This is a genomic window from Saccharopolyspora sp. NPDC045941, assembly GCF_056431445.1.
Genome location: NZ_JBWKKU010000005.1, coordinates 56,098 through 74,524 on the forward strand (window position 1 = coordinate 56,098; position 18,427 = coordinate 74,524).

Sequence of the window (18,427 nt, forward strand, 5' to 3'; positions counted from 1 at the left end):
GGTGCGGCAGATGCGCACCGGCCCGGAATTCCCGGAGACTTCGGCTGTTCGTTACTCGGACTGGGCCAGCTGCTGGCTGACGGTCTCCAGCAGTTCGGTCCAGGACTTCTCGAACTTCTCGACGCCCTCGCTCTCCAGCACCGCGAAGGCGTCGTCGAGGTCGATGCCGATCTTCGCGAGGTCGTCGAAGACCTGCTGCGAGGCGGCGGCCGTGCCGGTGACCAGGTCGCCGCGCACGTCGGCATGGTCGGCGGTGGCCTTCAGGGTCGCCTCCGGCATGGTGTTCACCGTGTTCGCCGCGACCAGCTCGTCCACGTAGCGCGTGTCGGAGTAGGACGGGTCCTTCACACCGGTGGACGCCCACAGCGGACGCTGCGCCTTGGCGCCGTCGGCCTCCAGCGCTTTCCAGCGCTCGGAGGAGAAGACCTCCAGGTAGGCCGCGTAGGCCAGCCGGGCGTTGGCGATCGCGGCCTTGCCGCGCAGCTCCTCGCCGCCCTCGATCTTCGCCAGCCGCTTGTCGATCTCGGTGTCCACCCGGGACACGAAGAACGACGCGACGGAGGAGATCTGGCCGAGTTCGTGGCCGTTGGCCTTGGCCTGCTCCAGACCGGCCAGGAAGGCGTCCATCACGTCGCGGTAGCGCTGCACCGAGAAGATCAGCGTGACGTTGACGCTGATGCCCTCGGCGAGCACGCGGGTGATCGCGGGCAGGCCCGCCAGGGTGGCCGGGATCTTGACCATCAGGTTCGGCCGGTCCACGGCCTTCCACAGGTCGATGGCCTCGGCCACGGTGCGGTCGGTGTCGTGCGCCAGCCGCGGGTCGACCTCCAGGGAGACCCGGCCGTCGACGCGGCCGGTCGACTCGTAGACGTTGCGGAAGATGTCCGCCGCGTCCCGGACGTCGGCGGTGGTCAGCTCGCGCACCGCGTCGTCGACGCTCGCGCCGCGGGCCGCCAGCTCGCGCACCTTCTCGTTGTAGTCGGCGGCGTTGGACAGCGCGTTGGCGAAGATCGTCGGGTTGCTCGTGACGCCGACGACCGCCTGGTCGGTGATGAGCTCCGCCAGGTTGCCCGAGGAGATCCGCTGGCGCGACAGGTCGTCCAGCCAGATCGAGACCCCGGCCTCGCTGAGCGCCTTGAGGTTCGGGTTGGTGGTCACAGGAATTCCTCCGCTCACGCCTGCTCGGCGTTGCTCAGGCTGCGCCGGGCCGCCGCGACAACGGCGTCGACGGTGATGCCGAACTCGTTGTAAAGGGTCTTGTAGTCGGCCGAGGCGCCGAAGTGCTCGATGGACACCGACTCGCCGGCGTCCTTGACGAACCGGTACCACGGCAGCGCGATGCCGGCCTCGACCGAGACGCGGGCCTTGACCGCCTTCGGCAGGACCTGCTCGCGGTAGGCCTCGTCCTGCGCGTCGAACCACTCGATGCACGGCATGGACACCACGCGGGTGGCAACGCCCTCGGCCTCCAGGATCTTCCTGGCCTCGACGGCCAGCTGGACCTCGGAGCCGGTGCCGATCAGGACCAGCTCGGGCTTGCCGTTGCCGGCCTCGGCCAGCACGTAGCCGCCCTTGGCGACGCCGTCGGCGTCCACGCCCTCCAGCGTCGGCACGCCCTGGCGGGTCAGCGCCAGCCCGGCCGGGCCGCTCGGGTCCTCCAGGATCGCCTTCCACGAGGCCGCGGTCTCGTTGGCGTCCGCCGGGCGGACCAGCGAGAAGCCGGGGATCGCGCGCAGCGAGGCGACGTGCTCGATCGGCTGGTGCGTCGGGCCGTCCTCGCCGAGGCCGATCGAGTCGTGCGTCCACACGAAGATGACCGGGGTCTTCATCAGCGCGGCCAGCCGGACCGCCGGGCGCATGTAGTCGCTGAACACCAGGAAGGTGCCGCCGTAGGGACGGGTGCCGCCGTGCAGCGCGATGCCGTTGAGGATCGCGCCCATCGCGTGCTCGCGGATGCCGAAGTGCAGCGTCCGGCCGTACGGGTTGGCGTTCCAGGTGCTGGTGGAGATCGACTCCGGGCCGAACGAGGCGGCGCCCTTCATCGTGGTGTTGTTGCTCTCCGCCAGGTCGGCCGAGCCGCCCCACAGCTCCGGCAGCACGTCGGCCAGCGCGTTGAGGACCTCACCGGAGGCCTTGCGGGTTGCGACGCCCTTGCCGTCTGCCTCCCAGGTCGGCAGCTTCTCCTGCCAGCCGGCGGGCAGCTCGCGGGTGCTCAGCCGGTCCAGCAGCGCCTTGCGCTCCGGGTTGGCCGAGGCCCACTTGTCGAAGGCGACCTGCCACTCGGCGCGGGCGGCCTTGCCGCGGGCCACGACCTCGCGGGCGTGGGTCAGCACCTCGGCGTCGACCTGGAACGACTGCTCCGGGTCGAATCCCAGCGCCTGCTTGACCCCGGCGACCTCGTCGGCACCCAGCGCGGCGCCGTGCGCCTTGCCGGTGTTCATCTTGGTCGGGGCCGGGTAGCCGATCACCGTGCGCAGCACGATCAGCGTCGGGCGGGAGGTCTCGGCCTTGGCCGACTCGATGGCCTCCAGCAGGCCCTTGACGTCCTCGCCGCCGTGCACCACCAGGACCTGCCAGCCGTAGGACTCGTACCGCTTGGCGGTGTCCTCGGACAGCGCGATGCGGGTGTCGTCCTCGATGGAGATCTCGTTGGCGTCGTAGATCACCGTGAGGTTGCCCAGCTGCTGGGTACCGGCCAGCGACGACGCCTCGGAGGTGATGCCCTCCTCGATGTCGCCGTCGGAGGCGATCACGTAGACGTGGTGGTCGAACGGGCTCTCACCCGCGGCGGCCTCCGGGTCGTACAGGCCGCGCTCGCGGCGGGCGGCCATCGCCATGCCGACCGCGGTGGCCAGGCCCTGGCCCAGCGGACCGGTGGTGGTCTCGACGCCGTCGGTGTGCCCGTACTCGGGGTGGCCCGGGGTCTTCGAACCCCACTTGCGCAGCGCCTTCAGGTCGTCCATCTCCAGGCCGTAGCCGGCCAGGAACAGCTGCACGTACAGCGTCAGGCTCGAGTGTCCGGCCGACAGCACGAACCGGTCGCGGCCGATCCAGTTCGGGTCGGTGGGGTCGTGGCGCATGACGCGCTGGAACAGCGCGTAGGCGGCGGGCGCCAGGCTCATCGCGGTGCCGGGGTGGCCGCTGCCGCAGTTCTCCACCGCGTCGGCGGCCAGCACGCGGGCGGTGTCCACCGCGCGCTGGTCCAGCTCGGTCCAGTCTTCGGGCAGGTGCTTGGTGGTCAAGCGGGCAAGGTCGTCGGTGACGGACACGGACGCAGCTCCAAGTTTCCTTCGGCGGTTTTCGTATGTGACGGCGAATGCGGTGCTGGACCGATTCGAACCGCGGTTATCCCTCGTCCGACGGGCAGCCTAGTCGTGTCCGATCAGCCACGTGCCGACCCGTCTGGATTGATGCCCACTGCTCGCGGGGAGCGGCGGCGGTCGGCGCCCGGCACTGCGCCTGGGAGACCACGGTTGCGCCATCCGGGTGATGTCGGAGACTCGGCTGCCGCCTGTCCGTGCCCTGCTGTTCTGCGCTGAGGGGCGACCCGTTCCCGATCGCGGCGGGAACACGGCCAGGATACCGGGGAAGGGGCGTGACCAGGGCCACCGGTCCGTTCGCGGCCCCTCGGGCGCGACCCGCGCGAGGGCGGCTTCAGTAGCGCGCCTACTATTCGTGGTGGCCCATTTCCGGGGTGCCCGGGTTGGTCCGGGTCGTCCGAATCGCCTTAGGAGTGCCATGTCGTCGGTGAGCGCAGCGTCGTGACCACCGTCGTCGACGCCCCCCGGTCGCAGCGCGCTCGGCGGCCCGCTGAGCTGCTGAAAGCCTATGCCGGGCTGATCAAGCCGCGGGTCATCGAGCTGCTGCTGGTGACCACCATCCCGGCGATGCTGCTGGCCGCGCGGGGCATTCCGTCGCCCTGGCTGGTGATCGCCACGCTGATCGGCGGCACCATGGCGGCGGGCAGCGCGAACGCGCTGAACTGCGTCGCCGACGCCGATATCGACCAGGTGATGAAGCGCACGCGGGCGCGCCCGCTGGTGCGGCACACGGTGTCCAACCGGCACGCGCTGATCTTCGGGATCGTGCTCGGCGTCGCGTCCTTCGGCTGGCTGTGGGCGACGACGAACCTGCTGGCCGCGTCGATGGCCGTCGGCACCATCCTGTTCTACGTCTTCGTCTACACACTGGTGCTCAAGCGGCGCACCGCGCAGAACATCGTCTGGGGCGGCGCTGCGGGCTGCATGCCGGTGGTGATCGGCTGGGCCGGGGTGACCGGCCGCGTGGACTGGCCGGCGCTGGTGATGTTCGGCGTGATCTTCTTCTGGACGCCGCCGCACACCTGGTCGCTGGCGATGAAGTACAAGGATGACTACGAGCGCGCCGGCGTCCCGATGCTGCCGGTGGTGGCCGAGCCGACGTACGTGTCGCGGCAGATCGTGATCTACACCTGGCTGATGGTGGCCTGGACGCTGCTGCTGGTCCCGGCGACCGGCTGGCTCTACGCGGCGTTCGCGGCCCTGGCGGGCGCGTGGTTCATCCTCCTGGCGCACCGGCTGCACGCCGCGACCAAGCGCGGCGAGAAGACCAAGCCGATGAAGCTGTTCCACATGTCGAACACGTACCTGATGATCGTGTGCGTGGCCCTCGCGGTGGACTCGGCGCTGAGCCTCCCGGTCCTCGGCTGGCCCTTCTGATCCCCTCCCCACCCTCACCCCGACGTCCCCGACGTCCCGTCGTCCGGTCGTCCGGTCGTCCGCAATTTCAATGGAAATCGGACCTTCGATTTCCATTGAAATTGCGTGAGTTGTCCACAGCCTCCGGCATGTCGGGATGCGACACGCCGGAGGCGGGCCGGCGGTCAGGGCAGGAGGAGGAGCTTCCCGGTGGTTCGGCGGCCTTCCAGGTCTTCGTGCGCCCGGCGGGCGTCCGGCAGCGGGTAGGTGCCGCCGATGCGGATCTTCAGGGTGCCTGCGGCGATCCAGGCGAACAGCTCCTCGGCCCGCCAGTCCAGCTCCTCGCGGGTCAGGATGTGGTGCGCCAGGCTCGGACGGGTCAGGAACACCGAGCCCGCCGCGTTCAGCCGCTGCGGGTCCACCGGCGGCACCGGGCCGCTGGACGCGCCGAACAGCGCCAGCATGCCGCGCGGCCGCAGGCTGGCCAGGCTCGCGTCGAAGGTGGTCTTGCCGACGCCGTCGTAGACCACGTCCACGCCGCGCCCGTCGGTGAGGTCCGCGACCTCCTCGGCCACGTCAGCCTCGGTGTAACGGATGATCTCGTCGGCGCCCGCTTCCCGCGCCAGCTCCTCCTTCTCCGCCGTGGACACGGTGCCGATCACGTTGGCGCCACGCGACTTGATCAGCTGCGTCAGCAGCAGGCCCATGCCGCCGGCCGCGGCGTGCACCAGGGCGGTCTCGCCGGTGCCCACCGGGTAGGTGGAGGTGATCAGGTAGTGCGCCGTCAACCCCTGCAGGAGGGCCGCGGCCGCGGTCCGGTCGTCCACCCCGTCCGGCACCCGCACCGCCTTGTCGGCGGGCACCAGCGCCCGCTCGGCGTAGCTGCCCGGCGCCATCGCCCAGGCGACCCGGTCGCCGACGCCGAAGCCGGTCACGTCGGGCCCCACCGCGACGACCTTGCCCGCGCCCTCCGAGCCGGGCGTGAACGGCAGCTGCATCGAGTAGATCCCGCTGCGCTGGTAGGTGTCGATGAAGTTGACCCCGGCCGCGGCCACCTCGACCAGCAGCTGGCCGGACTGCGGGTCGGACAGCTCGGCTTCGCCGTACTCCAGGACTTCCGGTCCGCCGTTGGCCGCCACCCGAATCGCACGCATGTTCGCTCCTTCGCCTGTTGTCGTTCGACGGGTGCAACTCCGCACGCCGACCCGATCTTCCCCGAAGGAAGGTTTCCAAACTCATCTTGCACGGCGGTGCTGGCTGCGTGGGTGGGCCGAGCGGCTGCGCCGCTTCGCCGAAATCATCCCCGGCGGGCCCGTTGATCGCGCGGGTGTCGTGCGCAACGTGGTGGCCTCCAACGGGTGAAACGTGTTTAGGATTCCGGGCATGACGGCTGCTGAGAAGGACACCGAACAGACCACCGCACCGTCGCCGAAGGAGATCGCCGCGGCCAAGGCGTTCGTCGCCGCGCACGGCGGGTCCGCGCGCGCGGTGGTGGAGAACCTGGGGCGGGCCGGTGCCCGGGTCGTGCTGGTCGGCGAGGACGGGCTGCTCGGCGACGTGATGGTGCCCGACGTGGCGGCGGGGGAGGCCCTCGTCGAAGCCGTCGACGGGCTGTCGCCGCACGAGTGGGACGGCGAGACGGTCGCGGCGCTGAAGATCGGCCCCGCGCACCGGCGGAAGATGGCCGGCCCGCGCGCCCGGTGATGCTCGCCCGGCGCTGACGTCCCGCGACACACCGGTGGTCGATGCTGGCCGAAATCTTCGCTGTGGTCTATTTTTTCAGCGATGACTAAAGTCGATCACTTGGAGTCGTCGTGTCCGACTACTTGCAGCGCACCGACCGGCCAGCCATGTCGGAGTGGATCGAGCAGATGGCCGCGCACTTCGAGGCCAGCGAGGGCATGCCGCTGATCGCCGGCCGCATCCTGGCGTTCCTGCTGGTCTGCGACCCACCGGAGCGCACCGCCGCGGAGCTGTCCCACGCGCTGGCCGCGAGCACGGGTTCGATCAGCACCAACGTCCGGCTGCTGATGCGGCTCGGGGTGATCTCCAAGACCACGCGGCAGGGCCGCGAAGCGGCGCTGTACCAGGTGGAGGAGGACCGCTGGCCGGCGCTGGTGCGCCAGCGCATGGAGCGGGTGACCGCGCTCGAAGCGCTCACCGCGGAGGGGCTGCGGATGTTCAGCGGCCAGGGCGAGCGGGCCCGCCGCCTGCGCACGGTGAACGAGTTCTACCAGTGGCTGTCCGGCGAGATGCCGGAGCTCTGGCGCCGCTGGGAGCGCGAGGGCAAGCCCAGGCTGCGCTTCTGACCGCCGCTTCGCCGGGGCGCGGGGGATGCCGGCATCGGCCGATCGGCTGATGCCGGTTCGAGCGGGCCGGGCGATGTCCGGCGGAGCGTCGTCCCGCGAGACTCGAGGCATGGCGATCATCGAAGTCGGCGGGCTGCGCAAGTCCTACGGCGGAAGGTCCGTCGTGGACGGCGTGGACTTCACCGTCGAAGCGGGCGAGATCTTCGGGATCCTCGGTCCCAACGGCGCGGGCAAGACGACCACCGTCGAATGCATCGAAGGCCTGCGCACGCCCGATGCCGGGAAGGTGCGGGTCGCCGGTCTCGACCCGGCGGCCGACCGCGACCGGCTCACCCGGATCCTGGGCGCGCAGCTGCAGGAATCCCAGCTGCAACCCAAGATCACCGTGCGCGAGGCGCTGGAGCTCTACGCCGCTTTCTACCCGCGACCCGCGGACTGGCGGGGCCTCGCGGAGCGGCTCGGGATCACCGCGCAGCTGAAGACCCGCTTCGACGCGCTCTCCGGCGGCCAGCAGCAGCGGCTGTTCATCGCGCTGGCCCTGATCGGCAATCCCGAGATCGTGGTGCTCGACGAGCTCACCACCGGCCTGGACCCGCGGGCCCGCCGGGACACCTGGCGGCTGATCGAGGAGGTGCGCGCGGGCGGCGTGACGGTCGTGCTGGTCACCCACTTCATGGAGGAGGCCCAGCGGCTGTGCGACCGGGTCGCGGTGATCGACCGCGGCAAGGTGGTGGCCCTCGACGCCCCGGCCGGGCTCGTCGGCCGGGCCGCCGCGTCGACCGTCATCTCCTTCGCGCCCTCGGAGCGGCTCGACGAGACCGAGCTGGCTTCGCTGCCGGACGTGGCGTCGGTGCGGCGAGAGGGCGATCGGCTGGTCATCAGCGGCACCGACGAGACGGTCAACGCGGTGCTCACGCTGCTGGCCCGGCAGGGCGTCACCGCCCGCGAGCTGCGCGTCACCGATACGACGCTGGACGAGGCATTCCTCGACCTGACCGGGAAGGAGGCCTGACATGGCGGCATCGGCATCCGTCGCGGTGCTCAAGGCCGAGGCCCGGTTGTTCGCCCGCGAGCCGGGGAACCTGTTCTGGATCGTGCTGTCGCCCACCGTGCTGCTGACGATCCTCGGCCTGATCCCGGCGTTCCGGGAGGCCGATCCCGGCCTCGGCGGCCGGCGCGTCATCGACCTCTACGTCCCGGTGGTGGTGCTGACGGCCATGATCATGGCCGGTGTCCAGGCCATGCCGCCGGTGCTTTCCGGCTACCGGGAGCGCGGCATCCTCCGCCGCATGTCGACCACGCCGGTGCGGCCGTACGCGCTGCTGGCCGCGCAGATCGGCCTGCACGGTGCTGGCGTGCTGTGCTCGGTGGTGCTGGCGATCACCGTCGGCCGCGTCGCCTTCGGCGTCGCGCTGCCCGACCGGTTCGCCGCCTACGCGTTGATCTTGTTCCTCGCCATGCTCAGCGCGCTCGCGCTGGGCGCGGCGTTGTCCGCCGTGGCGCGGAGTTCGAAGGCCGCGGCGGCGCTCGGTTCGATAGCGTTCTTCTCGATGATGTTCACCGCTGGGGTGTGGATTCCGGTTCCGGTCATGCCGGAACTCCTGCAACGGATCGTCTCGTTCACGCCGCTGGGGGCCGCGTCGCTGGCGCTCGGCGAGGCGGCCGGGGGCAGCTGGCCGAACTGGCTGCACCTGGTGGTCCTGGTGGTGTGGATCAGGGTTCTCGTCGGTGCCGCCGTGCGCTGGTTCCGCTGGGAGCAGCCGGGACGGTGAAGCGGGGCATGACGACGGTCGAGCAGCGGGAGGATTGGTCCATCCGCTGGGGTCCTTACGCGTTGCTGGGTGTCGCCACGCTGGTTTCGGCGTTCGCGGCGGATGCGGTGATGACGAGTGCGGAGATGGAGGTCGCGGCCGCGCTGGTCCTGGTGTCGCTCGTCTGGCAGCTGTGCTGGGAGCGCTTCCGGCCGGGCGTGCCCGAGCACGGGGTGCACGGGCAGGTCTACTTCGCCGTGCGGTGGGCGCTCGCGTTCGTGCTCACCTGGCTCAACCCGTTCTTCGCGCTCTACGCGCTGCAAGGCTACTTCGACTCCAAGCGCCTGCTGCCGCGGCGCGCGGCGCACGCCGGGTTGGTGGCCACCGCGGTCACGATGGCCGGTTCGCAGTCCGGCGGTCTGCCGCCGCAGAGCTCGCTGAACTGGTTCGCGTTCGTCGCGTTGTTCGCGGTCAACGCCGGGTTGGTGCTCTTGTTCGTGCAGCTGGAAACGCAGCGGGACGAGAACGTCCGGGCCAGGGCGCTCACGATCGACGAGCTTCAGCGGGCCAACGCCCAGTTGCGGCAGGCGCACGAGGAGAACGCGGGTCTGCACGCGCAGCTCTTGGTGCAGGCGAGGGAAGCCGGTGTCAGCGACGAGCGCCGGCGGCTGGCGGCCGAGATCCACGACACCATCGCGCAGAGCCTGGCCGGGATCGTCACGCAGTTGCAGGCGGCCGCGGACAGCGAGGACCCGGCGGTGGCTCGCGGCCACGTCGAGCGGGCTGCGCTCCTGGCGCGCCACGGTCTCGGCGAAGCTCGTCGGTCGGTGCAGGATCTCGGGCCCAGCGCGTTGGAGCACGACGCGCTGCCCGTGGCGCTGCACAAGACGGTCGAGGAATGGTCGGCCACAGCCGGTGTGCGGGCCGAGTTCACCGTGACCGGCGACGTCGAGGCCCTGCACGAGGAGATCGAGGCGACCTTGCTGCGCATTGCCCAGGAGGCGCTGGCCAACGCGGGGCGGCACGCCCGAGCGACCCGGGTCGGCGTGACCCTGTCGTACATGGACGACGAGGTGAGCGTCGACGTGCGCGATGACGGCCGCGGCTTCGATCCGCACCGCGTCGATGCCCGGGAGCGCGCGGGCGGCTTCGGGCTGGGCGGGATGCGCGCTCGCGCGCAGCGGGTGGCGGGGACCTTCGAGATCGAGTCCGAGCCCGGCTGCGGGACGGCGGTTTCGGCGCGCGTACCTTTGGTGCGCCATGTCTGACCGCGCCATCACGCTGCTGATCGTCGACGACCATCCGGTCGTGCGCGACGGGTTGCGCGGGATGTTCGATTCGGTGGCCGACATCGATGTTCTCGGCGAGGCGTCGGACGGGCCGTCGGCCGTCGCGCTGGCCGCGGAGCTGGATCCCGATGTGGTCCTGATGGATCTGCGGATGCCCGGTGGTGGCGGGGTGGCGGCGATCGCCGAGCTGGTCCGGCGCGGTCAGCGCTGCAAGGTGCTCGTGCTGACCACTTACGACACGGATTCCGACACCCTCGCGGCGATCGAGGCCGGCGCCACCGGCTACCTGCTCAAGGATGCGATGCGCGACGAGCTGTTCGCCGCGGTCCGGGCGGCGGCCGCGGGCCGGACGGTGCTCTCGCCGGCCGTGGCCTCGCGGCTGGTGTCGCGGGTGCGGTCGCCGGGCGAGCAGCCGTTGAGCGCGCGCGAGCGCGAGGTCCTGGGGCTGGTGGCCAAGGGGAGGTCGAATCGCGAGATCGCGGCGGACCTGTTCGTCAGCGAGGCGACGGTCAAGACCCACCTCACCCACCTCTACGGCAAGCTGGGGGTCAACGACCGGGCCGCCGCGGTAGCCGCGGCTTACGACCGCGGCATCCTCGGCTGAGGACTCCTCGCGCGGTGAACGAGTTCTGCCGGCGGGGCGGTCTTGTGGGTGCTGCGCCGGTCCCGCTCGACGGCGGGCACGCAGGAGACCGGGGTCAGGCGGTGACGGGTTCCTTGGCGGCGGCCTCGGCCGCCGGCTGCGGCAGCGGGCCGCGGTAGCGGGCCTCGCACCAGAGCATGGCGGTCACGATGATCACCAGCGTCGCCGCCAGCATGTGCAGCACGACCATCGCCTCGGGCACGCCGAGGAAGTACTGCACGGAGCCGATCCCGCCCTGCACCAGGACGAGCACGCACGCAGTGCCGTAGGTCTTCAGCAGGGCCTTGGTCGGGCGGGCGCTGCGCAGCCACACGCCGAAGATCGCGAGCAGCAGCACGTAGGCCATCACCGCCAGGCCATGGGCCTGGACCATCGTGTACACCGGGAGCCCGAGCCGCGGGGTGTCCGGATCGCCGGCGTGCGGGCCGGCGGCGGTGACCAGGGTGCCGAGGACCAGCACGGCCGCGGTGACCACGACGAGGGCGGCCAGCAGCTTGCGCATCGGCGGCGGCACCACGCCGACCGGCGGGCGGTCGCCCTCGGTGGTCGCCTTGACCAGGATCGCGGCCAGGAAGATGAGCACCGCCGAGGCCATGAAGTGGATCGACACGCTCCACCAGGCGAGGTTGACGCGCACCGTGATGCCGCCGATGATCGCCTGCGCTGCCACGCCCAGCGGCATGGTCAGCGCCAGCCGGACGAGCCGCTTCCGGTAGGGCAGGCAGCGCCACGCGGCGAGGAAGCAGGCCAGCGCGATGAATCCGATCACGCCGGTCAGCGTCCGGTTGCCGAACTCGATCACCTGGTGCAGCGTCGCGACCTCGGGGTGCTCGATGGGCACCATGCTGCCCGGGAAGCACTCCGGCCAGGTCGGGCAGCCGAGTCCGGAACCGGTGACCCGGACGATCACGCCGGTCACCGAGATCAGCGCCTGCATCACCAGCACGGTGATGGCCAGCGCGCGCACGGTGCGCGGCGACGGGCGGGAGATCCGGGAAGTCAGAGAGGCCGTTGGCACGACCTCGATGGTATGACGCCGCCGGGACTCGCCCGCCCGCAGGGGCTTGACAACGCGGTGCCGATGAACATTCAGCGCGTGCGGCGGAGTCCCTGCGGCATCGCGCCCGCCTCCGCCAGCTGCTTGCTGAGCCTTCCGCCGCTGCCGATCAGCTCGGTCGTCCGGGCTTCGCCGAGCGCGGACCAGGGGGCCATCGACATCGCGTCGGTCGCGGCTTCGATCTCCTCGCGCAGCGCGTGACCGGCCTCGGTGATCTCGCGGTCGGCGCTGACCAGGCCGCGCTCGCGCAGCTGCTGGAAGGCGCGGTCCCACTGCTCGTCGGACCAGGCGCGGAGCTTCTTGGCCGCGTCCCCGCTGAAGCCGCCGGGCACGGTGCTGTGCAGCGCGAGCGCCTGGATGCCGCTCACGTTGCCCTGCTGCAGCGCGGCGATGTGCGCGTCGCCGCGGAACTCGCGCAGCAGCGTGATCGCGTGCCAGAGGCTGAGGTGCGGCTCGTCGGGCCAGTCGAGGTCGGCGTGCGCGGCGTACAGCGGTTTGCCGTCCGGGGTGCAGGCCTGCGCGGCCTCGCGGGCCAGTTCGGCGGTTTTCGCCACGGCGTCGGAGGCGACGGTGTCGTCGCCGAGCAGCCGGCGCAGGGCCGCGTCGGCGGCCTTGAGCCGGGCGGTGAGGACGGCTTCCGGCGCGGCGATCGACCAGGCCCGGGGGATCACGGGGGCGATGGATTCGGGGTTGAAGTTGTAGAACGTCGCCGCGACGACGCCGGCGCCGACGGGGCCCATCGCGGCGGACCGGCCGGCGTAGTAGGACATCAGGCCGCGTTCGAGGCCGAGCCCGGCGAAGCCGTCGGCGGCCTCGGGGGCGAAGTAGATCATGGCGTGGATGAGTTCCAGGGACTGCTTCGCTCGCCGCGCGATCTCCGTCATGCGCGCATCGTAGAACGTCGTTCCAGTATTTGTCTGCCCTCTCGAGGCTTCACCGGACTCAAGGCCGTGTGCACTTTGTGCTGCCACAGCAACGCAAAGTGCACACGGTCACTTGCTTGCGGGAACGGGTCAGGTCAGGCGGGTGGTGCGGATCGCCAGGGCGCCGCACACCACGCCCCACGCCACCAGGACCGCCACCGGCTGGACACCCGGCAGGGCGCCGTTGACCAGGGCCGCGTCGAGCGCTTCCGCGAGGGCGCCGGAGGGCAGGTATCCGGCGACCGCGGCGACCGGGCCCGGCAGGTCACTCGTGGGCAGCGCCAGGCCGCCGGCGAGCAGCAGCACGAACCAGATCGCGTTGGCCAGCGCCAGCACGATCTCGGCTCGCAGCGAACCGCCGACCAGCACCCCGGCCGCGCCGAAGGCCAGCGTGCCGAGCACCAGCAGCGGGATCGCGGGCAGCAACCCGGAAAGCGCCGGTGACCAGCCCAGCAGCACTGCGGCGACGCTCAGCACGACCGCCTGCAGCGCGACGACCAGCAGGGTCGCCAGGACGCGCCCGGACACCAGCGTCCACCGCGGCAGCGCCGTCGCGGACAGCCGCTTGAGCACGCCGTAGCGGCGGTCGAAACCGAGCGCGATGGCCTGGCCGGTGAACGCCGTGGACATCACCGCCAGCGCCAGGATCCGCGGCATCACCGAATTCACCCGCGGCTCCGGCAGCGTGCCGATGTGCAGCGTGCTCAGCCCGATCAGCAGTGCCAGCGGGATGATCAGCGTCAGCAGGGCCTGCTCGCCGTGCCGGATGATCAGCAGTGCCTCGATCTTGGTCTGCGCGGCCAGCATCCGGCCCGCGCGGCCCCGGCCGGGCTTCGGCGTGAACGTGCCCGCCGGGAACTGGGCGCCGAGCTGGGCCGGCGCGTTGGTCTCGGCGTTCACGATCGCAGCTCCCGTCCGGTCAGTTCGAGGAACACGTCCTCCAGGCTGCGGCGGCTGACCCGGAGTTCCTGCGCGAGCACGCCGTGCTGCGCGCACCACGCGGTCACCGTCGACACCACCTGCGGGTCGACGGTGCCGCGCACCACGTAGTCGCCGGGGCGCAGCTCGGTGGCCTCGCAGTCCTCCGGCAGCGCCGCCAGCAGCAGCTTCAGGTCGAGCCCGGTCTGCGAGCGGAAGCGCAGTTCCTGCCTGCCGTCCGCGGGCTCGGTGAGTTCCTCGGCGGTGCCTTCGGCGACCGCGCGACCGTGGTCGACGATCAGCACCCGGTCGGCCAGCGCCTCCGCCTCGTCCATCAGGTGGGTCGTCAGCAGCACGCTGACGCCGTCCCTGCGCAGCGCGCCGACCAGGTCCCAGACCAGCCGCCGCGCCTGCGGGTCGAGGCCCGCGGTGGGTTCGTCGAGGAACACCAGCTCGGGGCGGCCGACCAGGGCGCACGCCAGCGACAGGCGCTGCTGCTGGCCGCCGGAGAGCCGCTTGTAGGGCGTGCGGCGGGCGGCTTCGAGACCGAGCACGTCCAGCAGCCACGCCGGGTCCAGCGGGTCGGCGGCGCAGGCGGCGACCAGGTGCAGCATCTCGTCGGCGCGCACGCCCGGGTAGGCGCCGCCGCCCTGCGGCATCACGCCGATCCGCGGCCGCAGCGCCTCGGACTGGGTGTGCGGGTCGAGCCCGAGCACGCGCACTTCGCCTTCGTCCGGGCGCTGGAAGCCCTCGCAGATCTCGACGGTGGTGGTCTTGCCCGCGCCGTTGGGGCCGAGCAGCGCCAGGACGCTGCCGCGCGGCAAGCACAGGTCGAGTCCGGCAACGGCGACGGTGTCGCCGAAGCGCTTCTTCAGCCCCCGCAACCGGACGGCCGGGCTGTCGGCGTTGCTCACGACATCCAAGCCTATTGCGTGACCGGCCGAACACCGCCGCGGGTCGGCAGCAGGACCGGCACCTTGCCGCGCACCAGCCAGAGCGTGATCGCGAAGGCGATCGCCGCGGCGATCACGGCGAACGGGATCTGGTAGGCGCGCAGCACGAATCCCGCGCCGGTCGGCGGCACCAGCAGCGAGACCGCTGCGCAGATCGCGGTCGCGGTGATCCGGAACCGGTTGCTGTTGGTGGACAGGGCCAGCGGCACGACCGACCACAGCAGGTACCAGGGCCACAGCACCGGCACCGCCAGTGCGAGGGTGAGGAACGTGATGCCCATCGCCGCCAGGGGTTCGATGCGGCCGCGGAAGGACAGCCACAGCATCCGCAGGCACATCGCGGCGACGATCAGATATCCGATGATCTTGGTGATGACCAGCATCGCGTCGGTCTGGTTGCCCAGCCCGAGCAGCGTGCTCAGGCCGCCGCCGGTCATCCCGAACGCGGTCAGCGGCGCCATGAACGTCTTGACCCGGTTGGGCACGTCGAAGGTGTCGATCCAGCCGAGGCCCCAGCCGCTGGCCACTGTGATCACCGTCATCGTGGCCAGGAACACCGCGCTCAGCAGCGCCGCGACCCGCACCAGGTCGCGGAACCGGCCGCCGCGCCGCAGCACCAGGTAGATGCCGAAGAAGCCGAGCGCGATCCACCCCGGCGGCTTGATCGCCCCGGCGACGCTCAGCAGCACGCCGGCGGCGATGGTGCCCGGCACGGTCTGGTAGCGCAGGCCCAGCTCGATGGCGGCGAGCATGATGCCGACCATCAATGCCTCGTTGTGCATGCCGCTGACCACGTGGAACAGCACGATGGGGTTGGCCGCGCCGAGCCACAGCGCGGCGGCCGGGTGCACCCCGCAGCGGCGGGCCAGCCGCGGGATCGCCCAGATCGCCAGCGCGAGCCCGCACAGCATCACCGCGCGCCACACCAGCACCCCGAACACCACGTTGTCGCCGACGATCCGGGAGATCACCTGGCCGAACATCAGGAACAGCGGCCCGTACGGCGACGGGGTGTCGCGCCAGATGTTGGGCACGTTGGCGGTGAACGGGTGGTCGACGCCCAGCGCGGCGGCGGAGCCCAGCACGTACGGGTTGAAGCCGCGCGCGGCCACCTCGCTCTGCGCCAGGTAGCTGTACATGTCGGTGCTGAACAGCGGCGGGGCCAGGGCCAGCGGCAGCGCCCACATCGCCAGCGTGCGGGCCAGCTGGGTGACCGACAGCATCCGGGCGCGGCCCGGCCAGCAGAGCTTGCCCAGCCACAGCCAGGCGATGACGATCATCAGCATGCCCAGCCAGCAGGAGGCCATCGCCACGGTCGGGATGCGGACGGGCAGGCCGATCAGGCGGGCTCCGGACAGCGGGTTGTCCACCGGGGCGGCGCCGGCGCCGATCGCGCCGACCGCGAGCACCAGCGACCCGGTGGTGCCGAACCGGCGCACGACGTCGAGCTGACGCCGCTCGGTGCGGTCCAGGGGCTGTTGCGCCGCGGGATCGACCGCCGCTGCGCCTTGGGATTCGACTGCCGCCACGATGACGAAGCGTAACCGGGTGAGTCAGCTCACGCGGCGACCCCGCACCCTGGTGCCTCACGGCGAAATAGGTAACATTCGTGTTGTGAAAAACGTCGGGACGCCTCCGCCTGCCCCAGTCGTGGGCACCGCGGCCGCTGCTGAGGCCCAGTCGGCCCAGCAGGGTGCGGCCGCGCACGGCGACGGGCGCACCCGGCACACGGTCGCGCGGTTGCTGCTGGAACGGGGACCGATCACCGCTGCCGCGGTGGCCGACGAACTCGGGCTCAGCCCCACCGCCGTGCGCCGGCACCTCGACGTGCTGGTCGCCGAAGGCGAGGCCTACACCCGGGAAGCCTCCTCGCGGGGCCGCCGGGGTCGCGGCCGGCCCGCGAAGCTGTTCCTGCTCACCGAGGTGGGCCGGGCGCGGTTCGGGCACGCCTACGACGACCTGGCGGTGGCCGCGCTGCGGTTCATCGCCGAACACGAAGGGGAGCAGGCGGTCCGCGAGTTCGCCGACCGGCGGATGGCCGCACTGGTGGCCAACCACCGGGAGGTGCTGGCGGCCGCGGCCAGCCCGGCCGAGCGCGCGGAGTTCCTTGCCGACGCGCTCACCAGGGAGGGCTACGCCGCCTCGACGCGAAGCGTCGCCAGCGGCGAGCAGCTCTGCCAGCACCACTGCCCGGTCGCGCACGTCGCCGCGGACTTCCCGCAGCTGTGCGAGGCCGAGACGGCGGCGTTCGCCGAAGTGCTCGGCACCCATGTGCAGCGACTGGCCACCATCGCGAACGGTGATGCGGCCTGCACCACGCACGTACCCACCGCGCGGTTCGCGGATCCGGGTGGCGACACCCGGGGCTCCGCCCAGAGACCTGCCGGCCCGCTCCTGAAGGGCCAGCAGATCACCGCCCCGATTCCTGATGGAGGGGAGTCCGTATGACTGCCGCTGCGGAGCAGCGCACACCCACCACGCCGTCCGAAGGCAATGGCCAGCTCAGCCAGGACGAGATCCTGGCCAGCGTGGGCAGCTACGAGTACGGCTGGGCCGACTCGGACGCCGCCGGTGCCAGCGCCCGCCGTGGTCTCGACGAGGGCGTCGTCCGCGACATCTCGGCCAAGAAGGACGAGGCCGACTGGATGCTGGAGACCCGGCTCAAGGCGCTGCGGCTGTTCGACCGCAAGCCGATGCCGAACTGGGGCGCCGACCTCTCCGGGATCGACTTCGACAACATCAAGTACTTCGTCCGCTCCACCGAGCAGCAGGCCCAGACCTGGGAGGACCTGCCGGAGGACATCAAGAACACCTACGACAAGCTGGGCATCCCGGAGGCGGAGAAGCAGCGTCTCGTCGCGGGTGTGGCCGCCCAGTACGAGTCGGAGGTCGTCTACCACAAGATCCGCGAGGACCTTGAGGAGCAGGGCGTCATCTTCCTGGACACCGACACCGGTCTCAAGGAACACCCGGAGCTGTTCAAGGAGTACTTCGGCTCGGTCATCCCGGCCGGCGACAACAAGTTCTCCGCGCTGAACACCGCGGTGTGGTCGGGCGGTTCGTTCATCTACGTGCCGCCGGGCGTGCACGTCGACATCCCGCTGCAGGCCTACTTCCGGATCAACACCGAGAACATGGGCCAGTTCGAGCGGACCCTGATCATCGTCGACGAGGGTGCCTACGTGCACTACGTCGAGGGCTGCACGGCGCCGATCTACTCCAGCGACTCGCTGCACTCCGCGGTCGTGGAGATCATCGTCAAGAAGGGCGGCCGCTGCCGCTACACGACGATCCAGAACTGGTCGACCAACGTCTACAACCTGGTCACCAAGCGCGCCAAGGCCGAAGAGGGCGCCACCATGGAGTGGGTCGACGGCAACCTCGGCTCCAAGGTGACCATGAAGTACCCGTCGGTGTTCCTGATGGGCGAGCACGCCAAGGGCGAGGTGCTCTCGGTGGCGTTCGCCGGCGAGGGCCAGCACCAGGACGCGGGCGCGAAGATGGAGCACCTGGCGCCGCACACCTCCTCGACGATCGTGTCGAAGTCGATCGCCCGGGGCGGCGGCCGCACCTCCTACCGCGGCCTGGTCAAGGTCGCGAAGCGGGCGCACCACTCGTCGTCCAACGTCAAGTGCGACGCGCTGCTGGTGGACACCATCAGCCGCTCCGACACCTACCCGTACGTGGACGTCCGGGTCGACGACGTGTCGATGGGCCACGAGGCGACCGTGTCCAAGGTCAGCGACGACCAGCTGTTCTACCTGATGCAGCGGGGCCTGACCGAGGACGAGGCGATGGCGGTGATCGTGCGCGGCTTCGTCGAGCCGATCGCCCGCGAGCTGCCGATGGAATACGCGCTGGAACTGAACCGCTTGATCGAGCTGCAGATGGAAGGGGCCGTCGGCTGA

Annotated in this window: 17 protein-coding genes; 9 read left to right on the plus strand and 8 right to left on the minus strand. The window is 71.1% G+C overall.

Going from position 1 to position 18,427, the window contains the following annotated elements; translation table 11 throughout:
- Positions 1-51: 51 nt before the first annotated feature.
- Positions 52-1,158, minus strand: coding sequence for a transaldolase (tal, locus tag AC07FN_RS05535; RefSeq protein WP_478394529.1), 1,107 nt, complete (start codon positions 1,156-1,158; stop codon positions 52-54).
- 14 nt (positions 1,159-1,172) lie between these two features.
- A complete protein-coding gene (gene tkt, locus AC07FN_RS05540; RefSeq protein WP_478394530.1) occupies positions 1,173-3,269 on the minus strand; it encodes a transketolase in 2,097 nt (698 codons plus the stop codon).
- Between the two features lie 492 nt (positions 3,270-3,761).
- On the opposite strand from tkt, the gene AC07FN_RS05545 reads away from it, so the two are divergent.
- A complete protein-coding gene (locus AC07FN_RS05545; RefSeq protein WP_478394531.1) occupies positions 3,762-4,697 on the plus strand; it encodes a heme o synthase in 936 nt (311 codons plus the stop codon).
- A 164-nt stretch (positions 4,698-4,861) separates the two neighbouring features.
- On the opposite strand, the gene AC07FN_RS05550 is transcribed toward AC07FN_RS05545, so the two are convergent.
- Positions 4,862-5,830, minus strand: coding sequence for a quinone oxidoreductase family protein (locus AC07FN_RS05550; RefSeq protein WP_363810220.1), 969 nt, complete (start codon positions 5,828-5,830; stop codon positions 4,862-4,864).
- Between the two features lie 229 nt (positions 5,831-6,059).
- Between AC07FN_RS05550 and AC07FN_RS05555 the strand changes: the two genes are divergently transcribed.
- The 6 genes from AC07FN_RS05555 to AC07FN_RS05580 all read left to right on the plus strand — a co-directional run bounded on the left by AC07FN_RS05555 (position 6,060) and on the right by AC07FN_RS05580 (position 10,629).
- Positions 6,060-6,380 (plus strand): hypothetical protein, encoded by a 321-nt coding sequence (locus AC07FN_RS05555; protein ID WP_478394532.1) that lies wholly within the window; start codon positions 6,060-6,062, stop codon positions 6,378-6,380.
- Positions 6,381-6,490: 110 nt separating this feature from the next.
- On the plus strand, positions 6,491-6,985 hold the full coding sequence (locus tag AC07FN_RS05560; protein ID WP_452612724.1) for a GbsR/MarR family transcriptional regulator: 495 nt from the start codon (positions 6,491-6,493) through the stop codon (positions 6,983-6,985).
- A 109-nt stretch (positions 6,986-7,094) separates the two neighbouring features.
- Positions 7,095-7,997, plus strand: a complete 903-nt coding sequence (locus AC07FN_RS05565; RefSeq protein ID WP_478394533.1) for an ABC transporter ATP-binding protein — start codon at positions 7,095-7,097, stop codon at positions 7,995-7,997.
- Position 7,998: 1 nt separating this feature from the next.
- Positions 7,999-8,757 (plus strand): ABC transporter permease, encoded by a 759-nt coding sequence (locus tag AC07FN_RS05570; RefSeq protein WP_478394534.1) that lies wholly within the window; start codon positions 7,999-8,001, stop codon positions 8,755-8,757.
- Positions 8,758-8,765: 8 nt separating this feature from the next.
- On the plus strand, positions 8,766-10,004 hold the full coding sequence (locus AC07FN_RS05575) for a sensor histidine kinase (RefSeq protein WP_478394535.1): 1,239 nt from the start codon (positions 8,766-8,768) through the stop codon (positions 10,002-10,004).
- Complete coding sequence (locus AC07FN_RS05580) at positions 9,997-10,629, plus strand: response regulator (protein ID WP_478394536.1); 633 nt, start codon at positions 9,997-9,999, stop codon at positions 10,627-10,629. The genes AC07FN_RS05575 and AC07FN_RS05580 overlap by 8 nt, the downstream gene beginning before the upstream one ends.
- 94 nt (positions 10,630-10,723) lie before the next feature.
- Here AC07FN_RS05580 and AC07FN_RS05585 read toward each other — a convergent pair whose 3' ends face one another.
- The 5 genes from AC07FN_RS05585 to mptB all read right to left on the minus strand — a co-directional run bounded on the left by AC07FN_RS05585 (position 10,724) and on the right by mptB (position 16,048).
- The gene (locus tag AC07FN_RS05585) at positions 10,724-11,686 is read right to left on the minus strand and encodes a COX15/CtaA family protein (RefSeq protein ID WP_478394537.1); all 963 of its coding nucleotides are present in this window, start codon (positions 11,684-11,686) and stop codon (positions 10,724-10,726) included.
- A gap of 71 nt (positions 11,687-11,757) precedes the next feature.
- A complete protein-coding gene (locus tag AC07FN_RS05590) occupies positions 11,758-12,609 on the minus strand; it encodes an SCO6745 family protein (protein WP_478394538.1) in 852 nt (283 codons plus the stop codon).
- Positions 12,610-12,738: 129 nt separating this feature from the next.
- Positions 12,739-13,455, minus strand: coding sequence for an ABC transporter permease (locus AC07FN_RS05595; protein ID WP_478394668.1), 717 nt, complete (start codon positions 13,453-13,455; stop codon positions 12,739-12,741).
- A gap of 89 nt (positions 13,456-13,544) precedes the next feature.
- Complete coding sequence (locus AC07FN_RS05600) at positions 13,545-14,480, minus strand: ABC transporter ATP-binding protein (protein WP_478394539.1); 936 nt, start codon at positions 14,478-14,480, stop codon at positions 13,545-13,547.
- Positions 14,481-14,491: 11 nt separating this feature from the next.
- Positions 14,492-16,048, minus strand: coding sequence for a polyprenol phosphomannose-dependent alpha 1,6 mannosyltransferase MptB (gene mptB / locus AC07FN_RS05605; protein WP_478394540.1), 1,557 nt, complete (start codon positions 16,046-16,048; stop codon positions 14,492-14,494).
- A gap of 85 nt (positions 16,049-16,133) precedes the next feature.
- Between mptB and AC07FN_RS05610 the strand changes: the two genes are divergently transcribed.
- Both AC07FN_RS05610 and sufB read left to right on the plus strand, forming a co-directional pair.
- Positions 16,134-16,967, plus strand: coding sequence for a helix-turn-helix transcriptional regulator (locus AC07FN_RS05610; protein WP_478394541.1), 834 nt, complete (start codon positions 16,134-16,136; stop codon positions 16,965-16,967).
- Positions 16,964-18,427, plus strand: a complete 1,464-nt coding sequence (gene sufB / locus AC07FN_RS05615; RefSeq protein WP_358570820.1) for a Fe-S cluster assembly protein SufB — start codon at positions 16,964-16,966, stop codon at positions 18,425-18,427. Before AC07FN_RS05610 ends, sufB begins: the two co-directional genes overlap by 4 nt.